This is a genomic window from Desulfocurvus sp. DL1XJH-121, from assembly GCF_054819825.1.
The window spans coordinates 1-20,573 of the sequence record NZ_JBTVWW010000013.1 but is presented as its reverse complement, the minus strand read 5'-3'; the positions used below and the strand labels follow the sequence as shown (position 1 = coordinate 20,573).

Here is a 20,573-nt window from a genome sequence, read left to right as displayed (position 1 = left end):
GTCAACGCTCCTGCAGGGCCTGGCCCAGGGAACCGACGAAGGGGTCCAGGAGGTATTCCAGCACGGTGCGCCGCCCCGTATGGATGTAGGCCATGACCAGCATGCCCGGGATGAGCTTGTACTCGAAGTCCCCGTGGCGGAAGGAATCGGCCTGGGTCTCGATGCGCACGGAATAGTAGGTCGCGCCCTCGGGCGTGGTGAAGGTGTCCGGGCTGACGTGCATCACGCGGCCGTCCAGCTTGCCGAAGCGCGTCGCGTCGCTGGAGGCCAGCCTGACCACGGCCTTCTGGCCCTCCTGCACGTAGCCGATGTCCGAGATGGGCAGGTGCGCCTCCACTACCAGCCTGTCCGAGGACGGCACCACGTCCACGATGATGTCCCCGGCCCGCACCACGCCGCCGATGGTCACGAAGTAGAGCTTCTTGACCACCCCGTCCACGGGCGATCGGATCACCGTGCGCTGCAGGGTGTCCGCATACTTGCGCATGCGCTGGGTGAACTCGTCCAGTTCCTGGCGGCGCTTGAGCAGCTCCTCCTTGGCCTCTTCCCGGAACCGGGTCTCGATGCCCTCCAGCTTGCGCTGGGCCTCGGCCAGGGATGAACGCGCGCGCGGCAGGGCCGCGCGGTCCTGCTCTATCTTGTTCAACAGCGAGGACTCCTCGCGCAGGTAGCCCAGATGCTGGAACTCCGTGGTCAGGTTGTCCCGCAACAGTTCGGCGGAGAGCTTGATCTGGTCGCGCACCAGCTTCAGCCCCCTGGAATTGTTACGCAGCCGGGCCTCGATCTCCGTGATGTCCTGGCGGCGCTGGATAATGTTTTCGCGCTGCCCCGCCAGGTCCGTCTCCAGACGGCTGCGGGCCGTGTCGAAGAGGTCCATGCTCTCGCGGACCAGGTCCGGATGCGCGGCCTCGAAGCCCTCGGGGAGTTCGGAGCGTTCCCTGCCCTGGGCCAGGGCCTCCAGCCGGGCCACTTCGGCGGTCAGCGAGGTGATGCGCACCTCCAGCTCCTCCACGCTGGCCCCCTGCAGGGTCCGCTCCAGGACCACCAGGGGCTGCCCGGCGGCCACCGCGTCGCCCTCGCGGACCTTGATCTCGCGGATGATGCCGCCCTCCAGGTGCTGCACGCTCTTGACCTTGGAGCTGGGGATGACCTGGCCCCCGGCCGTGCTCACGATGTCCAGCCTGCCGAAGGCCGCCCAGACGAGCAGCAGCAGCAACAGCGCCCCGGTCAGGCGCACGAACAGGCGAGCCGTGCGCGTGGCCCCGTCCTCCGCGTCCCCGGAGACCAGGTTCGCGATGCAGCTCTCCATCCTGCCCAACAGCCTGGCGGCGTGGTCGCCGCGCGTCTCGGGGTCACGCATGCCTGTGCTCCGCATGGGCCGCGCCCTCGGGGGACGCCGCCGTTGCCACCGCCGGGACGGGCTTGACGTCCAGATCCACGACGATGTGTGGGTTCTCGATAATCCCGGGATCGTGGGACAGCACGATCACCGTGCGTCCCTGGTCCCCGAGGCCGCGGATCAGGGTCCGCACGGCCTCGGCGCCCTCCTCGTCCAGGCCCTCGAAAGGCTCGTCCAGCACGGCCAGACGGACCTCGGTGAGCAGGGCCCGGGCCAGGGCCGCGCGCCGCCTGACTCCCAGGGGCAGATTGCGGCCCAGCCCGCGCACCGGGGTATCCAGGCCCTGGGGCGAGGACGCGGCCCAGGGCGCGAGCCCGGCCTGGCGCACGGCCCGGTCGAGGGCCTCCTCCCCGACGTCGGGGTTGGCCAGCAGGATGTTCTCGCGCAGGGTGCCGGGCAAGAACTCCGGCTCCTGGGGCACGTAGGCCAGCTGCGACCGCCACCAGGGCGGCGCCAGCTGGCGCAGGGTCACGCCGCCCGCGAGGATCTCCCCGCGCGTGGGCTCCAGCAGCCCGGCCACCAGCCGGGCCAGGGTGGTCTTGCCCGCGCCGTTGCCCCCGTGCACCAGCACCAGCCTTCCGGCGGGCACGGACAGGTCGAAGGATTCGAACAGCGGGCCCGTGCCTCCGGGAAAGCCGAAGGACACGTCCCTGAACTCCAGCCGCCCGTCGTACCCGCGCAGGGCCGAGCCCGAGGCGGGCTCCAGGGGCAGGCGGAAAAAGTCCTTGAGGATTCCCCGGGCCTGGGTGGCGCGGGAGACCTGGTCCATGGCGCCCACCAGCATGGCTGCCTGGCGCAGGCCCCGGCCCACCAGGATGTTGGCCACGATGAGGTCCACGAAGGTCAGCGCGCCCAGCACGCATTCCTTGGCTCCCCAGGCGTAGATCAGCACCCGCACCAGCACGGCCAGGATGCTCACGGACACGCCCTGGCGGCCGCGCAGGGCGGCCAGGGTCCGGCGCGGGGTGAGCACGGCCAGCAGCCGTTCGCCCCACGAGTCGCGCAGGAACCCGGCGGCGCCAAAGGCCCGCACCGTGTCCGCACCGTCCAGGGCCATGGCCACCGCGCCCTGGGCCGTGATGGACGCGCGCTGCAGTTCCAGGCCGGCCTTGCGGTTGGCGGCCAGGGAGGCCGCGCCCGCGGCCACGGTCAGGCCCATGCCCGCCAGGCCGATCCAGGCCAGGGACGAACTGAACCAGAACGTCGCCGCCACGAACAACAGGGCGAAGGGCGCGTCCAGGAGCACACAGATGTTCTGCGGGGCGTAGGCCCCCCGCACGGACTGCACGTGGCCGTCCATCTCCTGCAGCACGCCGTCGGGCACGCGCAACAGGGCCATGGTCCGCGCGCGGGTCACCACCCGGTACACCGCCTCGGCCATCTCCCTGTCCGGCGCCTCGGACACCAGCCGGGCCATGAGCAGGCGGGCCTGGCGGAAGCCCACCTGCATGAGCAGGGCGATGAGCATGCCCGTGCTCAAGGTGACAAGGGTGCCGTCGAACCCGGAGTTCACGTACTGGCCCAGGATGAGCATCACGAACAGGGGCGAGGCGAACCCCAACAGGTTCACGAAGAAGGTGGCCCCCAGCATCTGGGCCGTGACCCAGGGCCGGGAGGACAGGCGGCGGAAGAATTCCCTCATGCCGCGCCCTCCCCCGCGCCCTTGCGCAGGACGGCGCCCCCCTTGGCGGACAGGTCCAGAATCCGGGTCGCGCCCTTGACGATGCCCGGGTCTCGGGAAACCACCACGATGCCCCGCCCGTCCCGGGCCATGGCGTTCATGGCCCGGTACACGCAGGCCCGGCCCTCGGCGTCCAGGCCTTCGGTGGGCTCGTCCAAAAGGGCCAGCCGCCCGCCCGAGGCCAGGGCCCGGGCCAGGGCCAGGCGCTTGCGCAGCCCCACGGGCAGGCCGCGCCCGGCGTCGGCCAGCGGGGTCTCCAGGCCCTTTTCCGAAAGGTCCAGGAATTCGCGCAGCCCACAGGCCTCGAGGATGTCCCGGAGCTCCCCGGCATCGATGCCCGGCCGCGCCAGGGTCAGGTTCTCGCGGATGGTCCCGGCCAGGAAGAACGGCTCCTGGGGCATGTACAGGAGCTGCGAGCGCCACCAGCCCCGGTCCAGGGCCCGCAGGTCCGCGCCGCCGGCGGCGATCACGCCGCTCGTGGGGCGCAGGAGCCCGGCCAGGAGCCTGACGAAGGTGGTCTTGCCCGCGCCGTTTCGGCCCTGCACCACCAGGGTCTCGCCCGGGGCCAAGTCCAGGGTCAGCCCGCCGAGGAGCGGCGGCGCGTCCGCGAACGCGAAGCCCACGTCCTTGAGGGCCACCCCCCCCGAGAAATCCTTGGGCGCTTCGCCGCCCGCCTCGCGCGGCAGGGCCAGCAGCCCGTCCAGACGCCCCCGGGCCTCGCGGGCCCGGGTCAGCAGGGCCAGGGCCCGGGTGAAGGCCTCGGTGCGCTGCAGGGCGTAGGTGGCCAGATACCCCGCCCCGATGAGGGCCGCCACGGTGAGCCGCCCTTCCACCACCAGCTTGGCGCCCACGGCGTACACGGCCACGCGCATGAGCACGCCCACGCCCATGGACAGGGATTGGGACAGGCCCCTGGCGTCCTCCAGGCTCCGGCGGAGCCCCACCAGCCGCGCCACCCTGTCGGCCCAGGCCCGGCCGCCGGTCTCGCCGCCCCGAAAGGCGCGCATGGTGTCCGCGGCGCGCGAGGCCGCGCGCACATGGCCCCTGTGGGTCTCGGCCAGGGCGGACAACTCCGCAGCGCCGCGCCCGGCCACGCGCACGGATGCAAGCCCCGAAACCAGGGACAGGCCCACGCCCGCGAGCACCAGAAGGGCCAGCAACGGATGCAGGAACAGGGTCGCGGCCACGAACAGGACCACGAAGGGGGCGTCGGCCAGGGCGCAGAGGTTCACGGCGTCGTAGGCCGACTGGATCTCCTGGTGATCCGCCACCACAGCCCGGGGGCTCCCGGCCTGCGCGGCGTCCAGGGCTCCGGCGTCGGCCAGGACCAGGGCCTCGTGGATTTCCCGGCCCAGCTCCTCGTCCGGCGCCCGCCCGATCTCGTCGGCCAGGACGCCCCTGGCCCGGGACAGGGCCCATTGCAGGGCCAGGGCCGCGAGCACGCCCGCCGTGAGGATGAACAGGGTGCCGTCGAAGCCGTGGGCGATGTAGCGCCTGAGCACGATCATCACGTACAGCGTGTCGGCCAGGGCCAACACGTTGATGCAGGCCGTGGCCAGCACGACCTCCGCGGCGAGAGAGGGAGTCCGCCCGAGGCGGCGAATCAGTTCGTCCATGTGCAGGCAATCCGGATCAGGGCGCGGTTCGCAGGCCGCCCACAAACAGCAATCTGCTTCGCTGCCGCGAAAAATTCAAACCCTCACGCACAGTATGTACGCTTCGGCCTTGAATCTTTCTTGCGCCTTGCAGCTCACTATTTTGAACGACCTGCGTGGCTTGTTTTCCACGGGCCGCAGCAAAAAAACGGCGGACCCGCCGTGCGGGCCCGCCGGGTTCCTTCATGCACGTCTGCGCCGCCCGGGCCGCTATTTGGCGGCGAACAGGTCCAGGTCCAGCCTGCCCATGGCGTGCAGCAGGGTGTAGACTTGGAGCATCTGGTCGATCTCCGCGCCCAGGGCGCCGCTGCGGGCCTGGTTCAGGCCCACCTCGGCCTGCAGCACGTCCAGGAGCGAGCGGTTGCCCAGCTTGCGCTCCTTGCGGGCCAGGCGCAGGAATTCCTCGGAAATGTTGGCCTGGTTGCGATACCATTCGGCCTTGGCGCGGGCGGTGATCAAATTCTGCCAGGCCACGCGCACCTGCTCCTCCACGGTGCGCTCCACATCCTTGACCGAATTCACGGCCGAGGAGCGGTCCCGCTTGGAGGCGCGCAGGGTGGCCTGGTCCCCGCCGCCGTTGAACAGGTTGTAGCTGAACTCCACGCCCAGGCGCTGCTCCCACTTGACGATGCGGTTGCCGCCGTCGTTCTCCTTGCGCCACCATTCCCAGAAGGCGTTGAAGCTGGGGTAGAAGCTCGACTCGGCCATGTCCACCGCGCCCTCGCTGGCCGTGACCAGGTTCTTGGCCACGTGGATGCTGGGGTTGTCGCTCAGGGCTTTGACGATGGCGTCGTCCAGGGTGCCGGGGAGCATGGTGTAGGGCACCTGGGGATAGACCAGGGCGAGGACCGTGTCGTCGTCGGGCAGCTTCCTGAACACGGCGTTGAACCGGCTGCGGGCGTTCTCCAGAAGCCCCTCGTCGACCACGCGCAGGGCCGCGGCCTGGGCCAGCTGGGCCTTGGCCTGCAGCACATCGGAGGACAGGCCCGCGCCCCTCTTGACCAGGGATTCCTCGATGCCCGTCTGCTTCTTGATGTTGTCCTCGGACTGCAGGGCGAAGCCCAGGGTCTTGGCGGCCTTGATGAGCTGCAGGTAGGCGGAGACGCCCTCCAGGATCAGCCCCTGCCGGGCCATGGTCCTGGACGATTCGGCCTGCTGCCAAAGGCCCATGCTGTTCTTGATGGCCCCGTCCGTGGCCCCGAAGTCCCACAGCTGCTGGGTGGCGCGGAACTTCTCGATGTTGCGCTCCATGCTCTTGGAACGCTTCACGTTGCTGGTGGTGGTGTCCTCGCGGGCCACGTCGCCCGTGAGGTCCAGCTTGGGATACCATGCGGTGCGCGAGGCCCGGTAGCGCTCCAGGCCCGCCTCCTCGGTATCCATGGCGCTCTGGAGCCGCTCGTGGCTCGTAAGCATCTCCGGAAGCAATTCGGACAGGGTTTCGGCCCCGGCCGAAGCCGGGATAAGCAGCAGACAAAAGATCGCGACAAGAAAAATTGTTTTAGATTTCACGACATCCCCCCCGGGCTGTTTTTTTGAATGATGCGCAAGCCGATAGTACTCTCCGGAAGCGTTTTCTGTCAACGCGCAAGCTATTTTCTCCGTATGATCTGCCGCAGTTACATCGTCCGGGAAAAACCCCCGCAGGTCAGCCCCGGCGCAGGGCCTGGGCCCCGGCGAAAGCCGCGCCCCACAGGCCGGCGTCCTCGCAAATATTGAGACGCACCGGCATTCTCTCCAAAAGCGGGGCATGGGTTTCCGAAAACCGGAATTCCCGCGCAAAGGCCACGTGGGAGGTCAACTCCCGCACCCGGGCGGCCACGCCGCCGCTGACCACCACCCCGCCCATTGCCAGGTGCTCCAGGGCCGCTTCGCGGCAGGCCCGACCCAGGAACCGCGCCGCCCATTCCAGGACCTCGGGCTCGTCCGCCAGGCGCGCGGCCACCCGGGGCGGGGCCAGCTCCTCCCCCGTGAAAAAGGCGTGCAGCGCGGACAGGCCGCCCCCCGAGACCACCATGTCGCCGATGACCTGCCCACGGCCGGTGCGGGCGCGCACGAACTCCTGGAACGCGAACTCGCGCTCCCCGGAGAACGGGAACAGGCAATGCCCGCCCTCGGTGGACAGGGCCACCCAGCCGCCCCGGCCGTCCGGGGCCAGAACGGCCTTGCCCAGGCCCGTGCCCGGGCCCAGCACCGCCACGTTGCCGTCCGGGTCCGCAGAGCCGGGCAGGACCTCCACGGCCCCGTCCATGGCCGGCGTGCGCACGGCGAAGGCCTGGGCCGCGAAATCGTTGATCAACACATGGCGCGCCATGCCGTATTCGATTCGGGCCTCGGAGAGGTCCACGGACCAGGCGATGTTGGGAGGATCGCAGAAGGTGTTGGCGCGCACGGGCCCGGCCACGGCCAGGGCGGCCATGTCCGCATGGCGCGGATCCAGGCCCGGGGCCTCGGCGGCCAGGGCGGCGAGCAACTCCCCCAGGGAGCCGGCCCCGGCCGAAAACAGCCACACGGGCTGGTCCAGCATGGCGAGCCCCCCGTCCGGGGACAGGGAAAAAGCCGCGAAACGGCCGTGAGTGCCGCCGATGTCCGCGGCCAGGATGCGCTGCATGGCCCCTTTCCCCCTGATTCCTTCCCGCATGCCGCTCAGAATACCACGCTACGGACGCAAAAAACAGTCAACCCGCCGCAAACGCCGACGGCTCGCGGATCGTTCATAAATAGTGAGATGCAAGGCGCAAGGGAAATGCAAGACCGAAGCGTATCCCAATACGCGAGGTTTTGCATTTTCGCAGCAACGAAGCAGATCGCTGTTTTTCAACGATCTGCTAGTCGACTCCGGGCACCCCGGCGGGCAGCGGCAAAAGCCGGGACAGCGACCAGGCCTCGTACTCGCCCTTGTTCAACTCCATGAGGGCCAGCACCCCGCGCCCGAACTCCCAGAGCAGTTCCCGCTCCCTGGCCGAGGGCGGCAGCACCCGACCGGCCGCGTTGACGCGCACCACCGCGCGCACGGCCAGATCCCCGGCGTCCACGGCCTTGGACAGGGCCATCTCCAGGGCCGGGACGCCCTGGCCCAAGGCGCTGTCCACGGACGCGCCCAGGTAGACCAGGCCGCCCCGGGTCAGCACGGCCGCCGCCTCGGGCTTCTGGGAATGCGGGGCGTAGGCCATGGGCAGGTTCTTCATGGCCTTGCCCACGAAGTCCTTCATCTCGGCGCTGCTCAGCTCGGGCACGAACCATTTGCGGTAGATGCGGTCATACTCGCCCGTGGCCATGAGCTCCCGCAGCCGCCTGCCCAGGAGGTCCCTGAGCTGCTTCTCGCCCTTGTAGAGGGCGAAATACACGGGCACGGAGCGCACCACCGGCCCCAAAATCTGGAGGTTCTGCAGGTTCTTGCGGGCGATGATGTCCCGGGCGATCTTCTCGGCACCGAAATAGGCCTGGGCGTCCCCGGCCACCACGGCGTCCAGGGCCTCCTCGCCGGTCTCGTAGAGCTTGATCTTGATGCCCCCGAAGTCCTGCAGCAGGCGCTGGTACAGGGAGTCGCGGATGGCGGCCACGGTCTGGCCCCTGATCTCGCCCACGCTCCTGAACTTGGAGATGCGGTTCACGAAAAAGCGCAGATCCAGGGTCAGGGTGGGCGTGTCCGGGAACAGGAACAGCTGTTCGCGCAGGTCGGTCCTGGTCATGCCCGAGGCCACCTGCACGATGCCGCCGGACAGCTCGGCCTGGGCCCGGCTCCAGTCGCGCGAGGGCTTGTAGTCGATGCCCAGGCCCGTGCCCTTGAGCAGGGCCTCCAGGATCTCCACCTCGAACCCCGTGGGCACGGCGTTGCGCACGTAGGACAGGGGGATGAACTTGCGGTCGAAGGCGAAGATCACCTTGCGGTCCGCGGACGCGGCCGAGGCGCACGCCGGGGCCAGGACCGCCGCCGCGAGCAGGACGGCCGCAAGGCCGGAAAAAATTCGTTGCATCATCGACTCCCCCGTGCTGCGCCCGGGTTGCTGGTTCGGTTGTCGGGCCCGGCGGACCATCCGCCTCCTTCTTCCCTTCGGCCAACGGGCCGGAAATCTTTACTTTGGCGAAATCCGCCGGGGTCCGGTCCCAGCATAGCACCACCGGGCGGAGCCGTGAAGGCCGCCGGCGAGGCCCGGCCTTGACACCGCCCGGGTCGCGCATACTATTTCACCCGGAAGGACACCATGCACGACGAATTCAACAATCCCTTCAAGAAACTCCAGCGCTCCGGGCTGAAGCTGCCCGACGCGGACGAGCGCCCGGGCAGGCCCCGGAAGGCCGCGCCCAAGCCGCCCCCGGAACCGGCCCAGAACCCCTACGGCGACCAGTTCGCCGAGGAGGACGCGCTGTTCCTGCGGGCCATGGGCGAACGGTCCAGGGCCGCGAGCCCGGCCCCGGGCAAGGCGAAGGCAAAGGCCGCCCCCCTGGAGCACCGGCCCTTCGGCGAACTGCTGGAGGAGGACGAGAAGCGGCGCGCCGAGGAAGCCGCGGCCCCGCTCCGGGAAACGGCCCCCGCCAAGCAGGCCCCTCCCCGGCCCGAGGCCCCAACGCCCCCCGCCCCCCTGGACGAGGAGGACGCCGAGGCCTTTTTCTCGGCCATGGACGGGGTCGCGCCCATGGACGGCAAGGGCCGCGACCTGCCCAAGGCGACCGAGCCCCCCGCGCCGCCCAAGGCCAAGGACCCCGACGCCCTGGCCCGGGAGCATCTGCGCGACCTGGTGCGCGGGGACGTGGAATTCCAGCTGGAATTCACCGACGAATACCAGCACGGCCACGTGCTGGGCCTGGACCCCAAGCTGTTCAACAAGCTGCGCGCCGGGGCCTACAGCACCGAGGCCCACCTGGACCTGCACGGCATGACCTCGGACCAGGCGCTGCTGGCCGTGGTGGATTTCGTGCGCGCCTCCTACATCATGGGCAAGCGGCACCTGCTGCTGGTCACGGGCCGGGGCAAGAACTCCCCGGACGGCCGGGGCGTCCTGCGCGACGAGGTGCAGGCCTGGCTGACGCGCGACCCCCTGCGCCGCGTGGTCCTGGCCTTCGTCACGGCCCAGCCCCGGGACGGGGGCGCGGGCGCCCTGTACGTGCTGCTACGCAAATTCAAGAAATCCCTGGGCAAGGTGCAGTGGGACCGGCTGCCCAAGGACTGGTCCGACCTTGTCTAGCGCCCCCCCGCCCATCCCGAGGACCGGGCCGTGACCCTCGTCGTGGCCTGCATCGTGCTGGCCGGCTCCTTCATCCAGAGCGCCGTGGGCTTCGGGTTCACCTTCTTTTCCCTGCCCCTGTGCTCGCTGCTCCTGGACTTTCCCGTGGCCGTGAGCACCCTGGTCATCCTGGGCCAGGTCCTGAACACCGTGGTCCTGTTCCAGCACCGCTGGCACGCGGACTGGCGCGCCAGCGTGCTGCCCATGACCCTGTTCTCCCTGCCCGGCATCCCCGTGGGCGTGTGGCTCTTGTCCTGGCTGGACGTGCGCCTGCTCCAGGGCTGCCTGGGCGCGGTGCTGATCTTCCACTCCCTGTATCAGATGTACGCCCGCCCTACCGCGCGCGCCGTGAACACCGCGGGCAAGGGCCTGGCCGGGTTCATCGGGGGCATCCTGGGCGGGGCGCTGAACTCCCAGGGCCCGCCCATCCTGGTCTACGTGTCCCTACAGCCTTGGACCAAGGATCTGGTCAAGGGCACCATCGCGGCCTTCTTCTTCACCACGGGCCTGGGCGTGCTCGCGGTCCAGGCCGCCGACGGCCTGCTCACCGGCCAGGTGCAGAACCTGACCCTGTGGTGCCTGCCCACGCTGCTGGCCGGAACCTGGGCCGGGAGGCTGGCCTACGTGCGCATGGGCGAGGGCGGCTACCGCAGGCTGTTCCTGGGCCTGATCCTGGCCTTGGGCGTGATGCTTCTGGGCAAATGCGTCCTGGGCTACGCGGGAGGCTGGGCATGAACCCGCAATTCGGCAAAACCCTCGTCATCCTGGGCCTGGCCATCGCCGCCCTGGGCCTGGCCGTGATGTTCTGGGACAAGCTGCCCCTGTCCCGCCTGCCCCTGGGCCGCCTGCCCGGGGACATCACCATCCAGCGCCCGGGCCTGCGCTTCTCCTTTCCCCTGACCACCTGCATCCTGGTCAGCGCCGTGGTCTCCCTGATCCTCTGGCTGCTGCGGAAATAGGCCCGCCCCCGGGGCATTGGTTGACTTGTTCATAAGCGTTCTTAATAGTGGATATTCCATACTCCAAGAACGCGGCCCGCAGGGGCCATAAACCAGAGGAGACGCCAATGCCCAACGACAAGGAGCAGCGCAGGCAGAAGGTCATCGAAGTCCTCAACCAGGCCCGGGCCATGGAGCTCCAGGCCATCACCCAGTACATGAACCAGCACTACGCCCTGGACGACATGGACTACGGCGAGCTGGCCCGGGACATGAAGCTCATCGCCATCGACGAGATGCGCCACGCCGAGCAATTCGCCGAGCGCATCAAGGAGCTGGGCGGCGAGCCCACCACCGACCCGGCGGGCGGCGTGGTCAAGGGCCAGGCCGTGGAGGTCATCTTCACCTTCGATTCCGGCCTGGAGGACGACACCATCGACGCCTACAACCAATTCCTGCAGACCTGTCGGGACATGGGCGACAACGTGAGCGTGAAGCTCTTCGAAGCCATCATCGACGAGGAGCAGGCCCACTTCAACCACTTCGACAACACCAGCGGCCACATCCAGAACCTGGGGGCCACCTACCTCTCCAAGATCGCGGGCACCTCGGCCTCCACGGGCGGAAGCACCAAGGGCTTCGTGCTCCAGGGCGGGGAATAGCGCACGCACGCGACCAGGACCGCAAGGCCGCTCCGGAGACGGGGCGGCCTTTTTGTTGCCCCAACACGCCCGAGCTGCTAGGCATTCCGCACCCATGGCGCGGCGGCATCCGCCCGCCGGACATCAACGAGGGTTGCATGAAAAAGAGAATAGCGGCGTAATCCGTCCGCCGACGGACCAGAGCCGAGCGGACGGAGGACATCCTGTGTGACAGAGGACGGGCGCGTGCGCGCCCCATCCGACACAGTCAAAACCTTACAGGAGCCGTCCAATGACGAACATCGACTATACCAAATCGGCCAGGTACACCGACCTGGACCTGATCTACGCCCAGTGCAGCGGCCCGGGCGGGCTGCGCCTTTCCGACTTCATGGCCCAGAAGATGGGCCTCACGGCCGGGGCGCGCCTCTTGGACGTGGGCTGCAACCGGGGCATCCAGACCTGCTTCCTGGCCAGGGAATACGGCCTGGACATCGTGGGCATCGACCCCTGGGACGACCGCATGGACGGCGAGCCCATGGTCGAGCACGCGCGGCGCAACGCCGAGGCCTGGGGCGTGTCCCGGGCCGTGCTGGCCCAGAAGCTCGGCGTGCCCCACACGGGCTTCGCCGGGCAATCCTTCGACTTCGTGCACTCCACCACCGCCCTGGAAATGGTGCGCGGGCTCGAAGGCGAGGCCGGATACCTGGACTGCCTGCGGGAGATCCACCGCCTCTTGAAACCCGGCGGGGTCTTCGGCCTGGGCGAGCCCATGCACCTCGACGCGCCCCTGCCCGAGGACCTGGAGCCCTACGTGTCCCGCGGCGACTTCCCGTGGAAGGAATGCTTCCGTGACATCCACGCCACAGTGGCCGACGTGGAGCGCGCGGGATTCCAAATCGTGGACAGCGGCTACGCGCCCGACGCCCGGGCCTGGTGGCTGGAGTTCGCCGAACACGATCCCTTCTGCAAGCAGGACCCCGACGGGGACCCCAGGACCCTGGCCGAGGACAACGGGCGCTGGACGAGCTTCGGCTACGTCATCGCGCACAAACCCGAATAGACGCGAATCACCGGCGGCGGGCCTAGGGCCCGCCGCCTTTTTCACATCCCCACCGCCTGCGCGCCCAGCGCCGATGGCCGGCTCCGACGCCTTGCGGTTCCTTCTCTCGGGCGTATCCGGCGGACGCCAATGCATTGCCCTTGCTTCACGCGCGCCCCATTGCAGGGCTGCGCCCAGGCGCCGCCCCCACCCTCCCCCTCTGACGGCAAAATATTTATATTCCATTATTGTTTAAATTTTCGCATTATTTTGTGGGAAATGTTATTTGAGCAGCAGCAACACGCCCTCATTGTAAACAAATTTGTTAATCAGCGTTTTGCAAACATATGATGTCTGCCGACTTACATATTGACGTCTGACCTACCATACCCTAGAGTCTTAAGTACTTCGTCAGAGGTCGGGCACTGGAAACCCCTTGCATTTTGGGGTCTTCCAGTATGCATCAACGGTTCGGAAACGGCGGCACGGAAAGACGCAACCCTTTCAGAGAGGAGTCACCCCATGAGAAAATCCTTCATCACGTTCATTGCCGTTGCCATAATGGCTCTTGGTGTCTGCAAGGGCGCTATGGCGGCCGAGGACTTCGTCATCAAGATGGGCCACACCGGCGCTCCCACCCACCATTATCAGAAGATCTGCACCATGTTCGCCGACGAGGTCGCCAAGAAGACCGGCGGGCACGTCAAGGTCGAGGTCTACCCCGCCGACCAGCTGGGCAAGCAGCTGGAGGCCGTGGAAGGCTGCATGATGGGCACCGTGGACATGGTGCTGACCTCCGACACCGTGCTCTCCAACTGGGTGCCGGACATGGGCATCCTGAACCTGCCCTTCCTGTTCAACGATAACGGCGACGTGCGCAAGGTCCTGGACGACCCCATCGGCGACGAGCTGGCCAAGGAACTCGAGCCCCACGGCGCCGTGGTCATCGGCTGGTGGGAGAACGGCATGCGCTCCATCACCAACAACAAGCGCCCCATCAACAGCCCCGACGACTTGAAGGGCCTCAAGATCCGCGTCCCCGAGGGCGAAGTCTTCGTGGACACCTTCAAGGCCCTGGGCGCCGGCCCGGCCGTGATCTCCTTCGGCGAGCTGTACACCGCCCTGCAGCTGGGCACCGTGGACGGCCAGGAGAACCCCCCGGCCCACATCCTGACCCAGAAGTTCTATGAAGTGCAGAAGTACGTGTCGCGCACCTACCACATCCACCTGTCCTCCCCGCTGATCATGAGCAAGGCCCTGCTCGACAGCATGCCCGAGACCTACCAGAAGGCCATCCTGGACACCGCCAGGGAGATGGGCCCCGTGCACACCAAGATGGTGGACGACCTGGAGAAGGAGCAGTGGAAGCAGGTGGCCGCCAACGGCATGCAGATCCTGGACCCCGACAAGGCCCCCTTCCGCGCCAAGGTCAAGCCCGTGATCGAGAAGTTCAAGAAGAAGCTGAACGGCGCGATCATCGAAAAGATCCAGAAGACACTCGGGAACTAGGGGAACGACTCTCCCGACCTTCCTGGCTTCCCCCACGGGCGAAGGGGGCGGAGTCCGCTCCGTCCCCTCGCCTACCAAGAACAACGAGACACATTGAAAGGACAGTTCATGCTGCACAACATAGCCGTCATCCCCGGGGACGGGGTGGGCAACGAGATCTGCGACGAGGCGGAAAAAATCCTCGCCGCGGCCGCGGACAAATACGGATTCGAGATCAAGACCACGCGCCTGGACTGGGGTTGCGACCACTACCTGAAAAACGGCTGCATGATGCCCGAGGACGGCCTTCAGACCCTCAAGGGCTTCGACACCATCTTCCTGGGCTGCGTGGGCGACGAATCCAAGGTCCCGGACCACATTTCCCTGACCCTGCTCCTGGCCATCCGCAAGGGCTTCAAGCAGTACGTCAACCTCAGGCCCATCAAGCTCTACCCCGGCGTGAAGACGCCTATCGCCACGGCCACCCCAGAGAGCGTGGACTTCATGGTGGTGCGCGAGAACAACGAGGGCGAGTACAGCGGAACCGGGGCCTTCTTCAACATCGACGAGCCCGACGGCTTCGCCATGCAGAACGCCATCTTCTCCCGCCAGGGCTGCGAGCGCGTCATGAACTACGCCTTCGACCTGGCCGAGGAGCGCAAGAAGGCGGGCTACAAGGGCATGGTCACCAACTGCACCAAGTCCAACGCCCTGAACTATTCCATGGTCTTCTGGGACAAGATCTACAACGAGGCGGCCGACGCCCACCCCGGCATCACCAGGGACAAGGCCCTGGTGGACGCCCTGACCATGTGGATGGTCAAGACCCCGGGCTGGTTCGACGTCATCGTCTCCTCCAACCTGTTCGGCGACATCATCACCGACCTGGGCTCCATGCTCCAGGGCGGCATGGGCTTCGCCGCGGGCGGCAACATCAACCCCGAGGGCGACTACCCGTCCATGTTCGAGCCCATCCACGGCTCCGCGCCCAAGTACACGGGCAAGCGCGTGGTCAACCCCATCGCCAGCATCGAGTCCGCGCGCATGCTCCTGGACTTCGCGGGCGAGAAGGAAGCCGCCCAGGGCATCGGCGACGCCGTGGCCAAGGTCCTGGCCAGGGGCGAGGTGCGCACCAAGGACATGGGCGGCACCCACCGCACCGACCAGATGGGCGACGCCGTGCGCGACGCGCTGCTCGAGGATTAATTCAGGACTCCGCGCCCTCCACAGGGGGGCGCGGAGCAAGGAAAAGTCATGAAGATACTTGAACGCCTCAACGAACTGATCCGCAACCTGTCGGCCATCGCCCTGGGGTTCATGACCGTCCTGGTCATCGTGCAGGTCTTCTTCCGCTACGTGCTGAACCACCCGCTGTCCGAGACCCAGGAGCTGTCGATCTACGCCATGGTCTACGTGGTCATGCTCGGCTGCACCATCGCCGTGCGCAACAAGACCCACATCGCCGTGGACGCCCTGGGCGCGCTGTTGCCCGCGCGCATGGCCTGGGCCGTGCGCAAACTCAGCTACAGCGTGATGCTCTTCTTCTTCGTCGTGCTGCTCATCAACGGCTGGAAGCTGACCCTGCGGTCCATGATGCAGATGTCCCCGTCAACGGGCATCCCCCTGGGATACGTGGTCTTCTCCATTCCCCTGTGCGCGGCGGTCTCCATTCTCTACGTCGTCGAGCACATGCTCCGGGACCGCGCCGAAGAAAACGCATAGACCGGGGCCTGCGGCCCCCCATGGGATAGCGACATGGTTTCCATACTTTTCATCTGCTTCTTCCTGTTCGTGGTCATCGGCGTGCCCATCGCCATCTCCCTGGGCGTGGCGTCGCTCACGGCCATCCATTTCTGCAGCCACATCCCGTTCCTGATCCTGCCCCAGAAGGTCTTCAACGGGGTCAACAGCTTCCCGTTCATGGCCATCCCCCTGTTCCTGCTGGCCGGGAACATCATGGCCGAGGCCAAGATCTCGGACAAGCTGGTGGCCCTGGCCTCGCTCATGGTGGGGCGCTTCCCGGGCGGGCTGGCCCACATCACCACGGGCGCGTCGGCGTTCTTCGGGGCCATCTCCGGCTCGGCCCCGGCCACCACGGCGGCCATCGGCTCCATCATGATCCCGTCCATGACCAAGCGGGGCTACAGCAAGTCCTATTCCGCCTCGGTGGTGGCGGCCTCGGGCGCCCTGGGCCTGATCATCCCGCCCAGCCTGACCATGGTGGTCTTCGGCGTCATCGCGGGCGTGTCCATCGGCAACATGTTCATCTGCGGCATCCTGCCGGGCATCCTCATCTCCGTGGCCCTGATCGTCCTCAACTACGTGATCGCCAAGAAGAAAGGCTTCATGCGCGAGGAGACCGTGGGCAGGAGCGGCCGCATGGGCATCGTCAAGGACAGCAGCCTGGCCCTGCTCATGCCCATCATCATCCTGGGCGGCATCTATTCGGGGATGTTCACGGCCACGGAATCCGCCGCCGTGGCCTGCCTCTACGGCGTGATCGTGGGCGGCTTCGTCTACCGGACCCTGAATCTCAAGTCCCTGTACAACATCCTCAAGAACACGGCTGAGAACGCCGCCCTGGTCATGTTCCTCATGGGCACGGCCAACCTCTTCGGCTACATCATCACCGCCGAGCGGGTGCCCCAGCATTTCGCGTCCATGCTCATGGGCTTCTCCGACAGCCAGACCGTGATCATGCTGCTCATCATGGCCATGCTGCTGGTCATCGGCACGTTCCTGGACAACGTGGCCGCCCTGGTGCTCTTCGTGCCCACCATCATGGGCGTGGTCGACGCCATGCACATCAATCCCATCTATTTCGGCGTGTTCACCATCATCGCCCTGTCCGTGGGCCAGTTCACCCCGCCGGTGGGGCTGAACCTGTTCATCGCCTGCAACATAGCCGACGAGCGGTTGGAAAAGGTGGTCAAGGACATCATCCCCTATTTCCTGGTCTACCTGGTGATGCTGGTGCTCTTCGCCTTCGTCCCCAGCCTGCTGACGCTGTTCCTCTAACGTCCCTTTGCGCGGAGTGGAAATACATCATGAAGAAAGTCGTAGTTCTCACCACCGGCGGCACCATCGCCAGCATCAAGAACAAGGCCTCGGGCCTGTACACGTCCGGGGCCATGCCCGGCGAACAGCTCGTGGACCGCGAGCGCCTCGGCCCGGACATGGACGAGAGCCTCGTCATCGAGGCCCGCTCCGTGTTCCAGGTGCCGAGCAACGCCATGGATTGCGACAAGCTCCTGGTGCTGCGCGACAGACTGCGCGAGACCCTGGCCGACCCCGAGGTCTTGGGCGCCGTGGTCACCCACGGCACGGACACCCTGGAGGAATCCTCCTATTTCATGGATCTCGTGCTCGGCGCGGAAAAGCCCGTGGTCTTCACCGGGGCCCAGCGCACCCCCGGCGAGGAAGGCACCGACGCCTACACCAACATCCGCGATTCCATCGTCGCGGCGGCCTGCCCGGCCTGCCGGGGCCTGGGCGTGCTGCTGGTCTTCAACGAAGGGGTCTACTCGGCCAGGCACGTGCGCAAGGTCCACGCCTTCAACATCCACGCCTTCACGTCCCCGGGCCGGGGGCAGCTGGGCTTCGTGGACAAGGGCACATGCTACATCCAGCAGCGCCCCGCGACGCGCGAGCACTACGAGTTGGACGCCGCGCCGCCCCGGGTGGACGTGGTCCGGGCCGGGCTGGGCGCCGACGGGGCCGTGGTGCGCCTTCTGGCGGACGACGGCTCCCGGGGCATCATCCTGGACGGGTTGGGCCGGGGGCATGTGCCCCCCGCGTGGATGGACGACGTGCAGTACGCCCTGGACAAGGGCCTGCCCATGGTGGTCACCAGCGCCTGCGGCGAGGGGTGCGTGCACCCGGTCTACGACTTCGGCGGCGGGGTCAAGGATCTCGTGTCCCGGGGCGTGGTCATGGGCCACGACTATCCCAGCTCCAAGGCGCGCATCAAACTGATGGTGCTCCTGGCCGCCGGCCGGACCGCCCCCGCCGAGATCGACGCGGCCTTCGCCTCCTAGCGGGCCCCCACACTATTCCAGCCTCCTCATGGGCGCAAAGAATCCAGGCCGCTTGCGTGCAGTACGCAAGCGGCCTGGATTCTTTTTTCATAGCGTCCGGCGCGTCCTGGCCGGCCAGAACCCGGCAGAGCCCGGCGGGGCCTACTTGTAGGTCAGGACCGTCTCCCAGCTCGTGGAGCTCACGCGGATGGCCTCGCGCGCCGCGGCTTCGTCCCTGTTCTCAATGGCCGCGAGGATCGCCTTGTGATCCTTGAGGGCCACGTCGGGCAAAGTGCGCATGGACGTCTCTATGGAGGCGTCGAACAATTCCATCATGGTCTCGCCGATGCGGATGACCAGGGGGTTGTGCGTGGAATGCAGCACGGCCAGGTGGAAGGCCAGGTCGTAGTTGGAGTCGTGGACCTTGGAGTTCAGGGCCTGCTCCATGTCGTCCACGGCCTTGCGGATGCGCCTGATGTCCTCGTCGGTGGCGCGCTGGATGGCCATGGCCGTGTACGCGGGCTCGAACATCTTGCGCAGGTCGAGCATGTCCTTGGTCACGCCCTTGGCCAGGATAATCTGGAAGACCATGGAGTTCAGGGCGTCCTCGCTGGGATGCTCGCGGATCCTGGTGCCCTGGCCCCGGCGCACCTCCAGGATGCCCATGGCCTGGAGCATCTTGATGGCCTCGCGCACGCTGGACTTGCCCACGCCCAGGTTGCGGGTCAGCTCCGTCTCCGACGGCAGGTAGTCCCCGGGCTTCAACTCGTCGTTGATGAGCGCCTTCTTGATGCGCTCGATGACCAGAAGGACCACGGAATCCTGCTGCAGGGGAGTGGTCAGGGAATTCCCGGTGAAGGGGGAGGGTTTGCGTGGAAGCGCCATATGGAATCGTGTCCTGGGTTGCGGTGCGGGGTGTCTCGGCCGGTGCGTCGCCCGACCGGTTGCCGCCCGGAAAAGCCAGGGCGGAAGAGAAGCCGAAAAACAACGCCTGTTTTTCATGCAAGCAATCAATATCTTTAACTAAATTATATTACACCCTATCTCCTGTCATGTCAATGATTTTGCCGGGAAGGCCCGTGGTTCCTGGCGCGGCCGGGAAATCCCCCCTCCCCCGGTCCGCCGAGTCGAAAATGGGCGGCGCAAACGCTGGACATCCCCGCCCGGCTGTGCCAATGCCCCGTTCTTACCACTCTGTACAAGAAGGTTCACCGTGCCGACCACAGCTTCCGCGCCGCGCCCCGAGGCGCGCGGCCTCGCCTCGTCCAACGCCATGATCGTGGGCGCGCTCCTGTCCCTGCTGGCCACCCTCATCTGGTCCGGGAACTTCATCATCGCGCGCGGCCTGGGGCAGGCCATCCAGCCCGCCACCCTATCCTTCCTTCGCTGGACCCTGGCCCTGGCCTGCCTGGCGCCCTTCGCGGCCCGCGCGGTGTGGCGCGACCGCCGCGCCCTGGCGCGGCACCTGCCCTACCTGGCCCTGACCTCGCTGTTCGGCGTGACCCTGCTGAACACCTTCATCTACATCGCCGGACGCAGCACCGAGGCCCTGAACTTGGCCCTCATCGCCACGTCCTCGCCCATCATCATGATCCTGCTGGCGCGCGTGTTCCTGGGCGAGGCCATCACCCCGCGCAAGCTCGCGGGCCTGGCCATCGCTGTCGGCGGCGTGCTGCTGATCATCACCCGGGGCGAGCTGGACAGGCTCACCGGCATGGTCTTCGCCCAGGGCGACATCTGGATGCTCATGTCCGCCACCTGTTTCGCGTCCTACTCCACCCTGGTGCGCGCCAAGCCCAAGGAGATCGGCTCCACCTCCTTCCTGGCCGCCGGGTTCGGCATCGGGTTGGTGCTCCTGGCCCCCTGGGCCGGATGGGAGGTCCTGCGCTACGGCCCGCCCGTCTTCACCCCGCAGATCACCTGGTCCGTGCTCTACGTGGGCATCGGGGCGTCGCTTCTGGCCTACATGTTCTGGAACGGGGCCGTGAGCCGCATCGGCTCGGCGGGCGCGGGCATGATCTACTACCTCATCCCCCTGTTCAGCGGACTGGAGGCCTGGGCCCTCCTGGACGAGACCGTGGGCTGGTATCACCTGATGGGCGGGGTCGGGATCATCGGCGGGATCGTCCTGGCCACACGGGTGGTGAAGCCGAAGCTGGTCAGGGAGACGGCGGGGTAGGGACGGACAACCAATTTCACAGCAGACAAGGCGGCGGGCATTATGCCCGCCGCCTTGTCTGCATTTCTGCTCTGCCCACATTGGTTTTGCGCCACGCGGAAAAGTTCGGCTTGCGCAAGACACCTGATTCAAAAGCGGGCGCTTTTGAACCAGGCGCCAAAGGGGCCGGGGGGCGAGCCCCCCAGGCCCCTTGTCTGTTGTCCCTGACCAAACGATAAGGGTGAAATGGCAAAGGGGCCGGGGGGAAGGAGGCTTTCCTTCTCCCCGGTCGTCCCGGCAGACCGTGGCCCCTTGGGCGAAAAGCCCGCTCCA

18 protein-coding genes are annotated in these 20,573 nt (G+C 67.3%); 11 read left to right on the top strand and 7 right to left on the bottom strand.

Annotated elements, in window-relative coordinates; genetic code table 11:
• Window position 1: 1 nt before the first annotated feature.
• From ACYYG1_RS10470 to ACYYG1_RS10445, 6 genes are all read right to left on the bottom strand, one after another.
• Window positions 2-1,360, bottom strand: coding sequence for an HlyD family type I secretion periplasmic adaptor subunit (locus tag ACYYG1_RS10470; RefSeq protein WP_461210254.1), 1,359 nt, complete (start codon window positions 1,358-1,360; stop codon window positions 2-4).
• On the bottom strand, window positions 1,353-3,041 hold the full coding sequence (locus ACYYG1_RS10465; RefSeq protein ID WP_461210253.1) for an ATP-binding cassette domain-containing protein: 1,689 nt from the start codon (window positions 3,039-3,041) through the stop codon (window positions 1,353-1,355). The genes ACYYG1_RS10470 and ACYYG1_RS10465 overlap by 8 nt, the downstream gene beginning before the upstream one ends.
• Complete coding sequence (locus ACYYG1_RS10460; RefSeq protein ID WP_461210252.1) at window positions 3,038-4,696, bottom strand: ATP-binding cassette domain-containing protein; 1,659 nt, start codon at window positions 4,694-4,696, stop codon at window positions 3,038-3,040. Before ACYYG1_RS10460 ends, ACYYG1_RS10465 begins: the two co-directional genes overlap by 4 nt.
• A 249-nt stretch (window positions 4,697-4,945) precedes the next feature.
• Window positions 4,946-6,244: a TolC family protein gene (locus ACYYG1_RS10455; protein ID WP_461210251.1), complete on the bottom strand. Its 1,299-nt coding sequence runs from the start codon at window positions 6,242-6,244 to the stop codon at window positions 4,946-4,948.
• 136 nt (window positions 6,245-6,380) lie between these two features.
• Window positions 6,381-7,343, bottom strand: coding sequence for a glucokinase (locus ACYYG1_RS10450; RefSeq protein WP_461210250.1), 963 nt, complete (start codon window positions 7,341-7,343; stop codon window positions 6,381-6,383).
• Window positions 7,344-7,560: 217 nt separating this feature from the next.
• The gene (locus tag ACYYG1_RS10445) at window positions 7,561-8,712 is read right to left on the bottom strand and encodes a transporter substrate-binding domain-containing protein (protein WP_461210249.1); all 1,152 of its coding nucleotides are present in this window, start codon (window positions 8,710-8,712) and stop codon (window positions 7,561-7,563) included.
• A 225-nt stretch (window positions 8,713-8,937) separates the two neighbouring features.
• On the opposite strand from ACYYG1_RS10445, the gene ACYYG1_RS10440 reads away from it, so the two are divergent.
• The 10 genes from ACYYG1_RS10440 to ACYYG1_RS10395 all read left to right on the top strand — a co-directional run bounded on the left by ACYYG1_RS10440 (window position 8,938) and on the right by ACYYG1_RS10395 (window position 18,103).
• Window positions 8,938-9,918: a Smr/MutS family protein gene (locus ACYYG1_RS10440; protein WP_461210248.1), complete on the top strand. Its 981-nt coding sequence runs from the start codon at window positions 8,938-8,940 to the stop codon at window positions 9,916-9,918.
• Window positions 9,919-9,948: 30 nt separating this feature from the next.
• A complete protein-coding gene (locus ACYYG1_RS10435; RefSeq protein ID WP_461210247.1) occupies window positions 9,949-10,692 on the top strand; it encodes a sulfite exporter TauE/SafE family protein in 744 nt (247 codons plus the stop codon).
• Complete coding sequence (locus tag ACYYG1_RS10430; protein ID WP_461210246.1) at window positions 10,689-10,916, top strand: DUF2905 domain-containing protein; 228 nt, start codon at window positions 10,689-10,691, stop codon at window positions 10,914-10,916. Before ACYYG1_RS10435 ends, ACYYG1_RS10430 begins: the two co-directional genes overlap by 4 nt.
• Window positions 10,917-11,023: 107 nt before the next feature.
• Window positions 11,024-11,557 carry a bacterioferritin gene (locus tag ACYYG1_RS10425; RefSeq protein WP_461210245.1) on the top strand — a complete coding sequence of 178 codons (534 nt, stop codon included), beginning with the start codon at window positions 11,024-11,026 and terminating at the stop codon, window positions 11,555-11,557.
• Between the two features lie 271 nt (window positions 11,558-11,828).
• Window positions 11,829-12,599, top strand: coding sequence for an SAM-dependent methyltransferase (locus ACYYG1_RS10420; RefSeq protein ID WP_461210244.1), 771 nt, complete (start codon window positions 11,829-11,831; stop codon window positions 12,597-12,599).
• 501 nt (window positions 12,600-13,100) lie between these two features.
• On the top strand, window positions 13,101-14,087 hold the full coding sequence (locus ACYYG1_RS10415) for a TRAP transporter substrate-binding protein (RefSeq protein WP_461210243.1): 987 nt from the start codon (window positions 13,101-13,103) through the stop codon (window positions 14,085-14,087).
• A 108-nt stretch (window positions 14,088-14,195) separates the two neighbouring features.
• On the top strand, window positions 14,196-15,272 hold the full coding sequence (locus ACYYG1_RS10410; RefSeq protein ID WP_461210242.1) for an isocitrate/isopropylmalate dehydrogenase family protein: 1,077 nt from the start codon (window positions 14,196-14,198) through the stop codon (window positions 15,270-15,272).
• A 48-nt stretch (window positions 15,273-15,320) separates the two neighbouring features.
• Entirely contained in the window at window positions 15,321-15,788 is a 468-nt protein-coding gene (locus ACYYG1_RS10405) for a TRAP transporter small permease (protein ID WP_461210241.1), read from the top strand.
• Window positions 15,789-15,821: 33 nt separating this feature from the next.
• Complete coding sequence (locus ACYYG1_RS10400) at window positions 15,822-17,084, top strand: TRAP transporter large permease (protein WP_461210240.1); 1,263 nt, start codon at window positions 15,822-15,824, stop codon at window positions 17,082-17,084.
• A gap of 29 nt (window positions 17,085-17,113) precedes the next feature.
• Window positions 17,114-18,103 carry an asparaginase gene (locus tag ACYYG1_RS10395; protein WP_461210239.1) on the top strand — a complete coding sequence of 330 codons (990 nt, stop codon included), beginning with the start codon at window positions 17,114-17,116 and terminating at the stop codon, window positions 18,101-18,103.
• A gap of 141 nt (window positions 18,104-18,244) precedes the next feature.
• On the opposite strand, the gene ACYYG1_RS10390 is transcribed toward ACYYG1_RS10395, so the two are convergent.
• Complete coding sequence (locus tag ACYYG1_RS10390; protein WP_461210238.1) at window positions 18,245-18,967, bottom strand: FadR/GntR family transcriptional regulator; 723 nt, start codon at window positions 18,965-18,967, stop codon at window positions 18,245-18,247.
• Window positions 18,968-19,295: 328 nt separating this feature from the next.
• On the opposite strand from ACYYG1_RS10390, the gene ACYYG1_RS10385 reads away from it, so the two are divergent.
• Window positions 19,296-20,261, top strand: coding sequence for a DMT family transporter (locus ACYYG1_RS10385; protein WP_461210237.1), 966 nt, complete (start codon window positions 19,296-19,298; stop codon window positions 20,259-20,261).
• Window positions 20,262-20,573 lie beyond the last annotated feature (312 nt).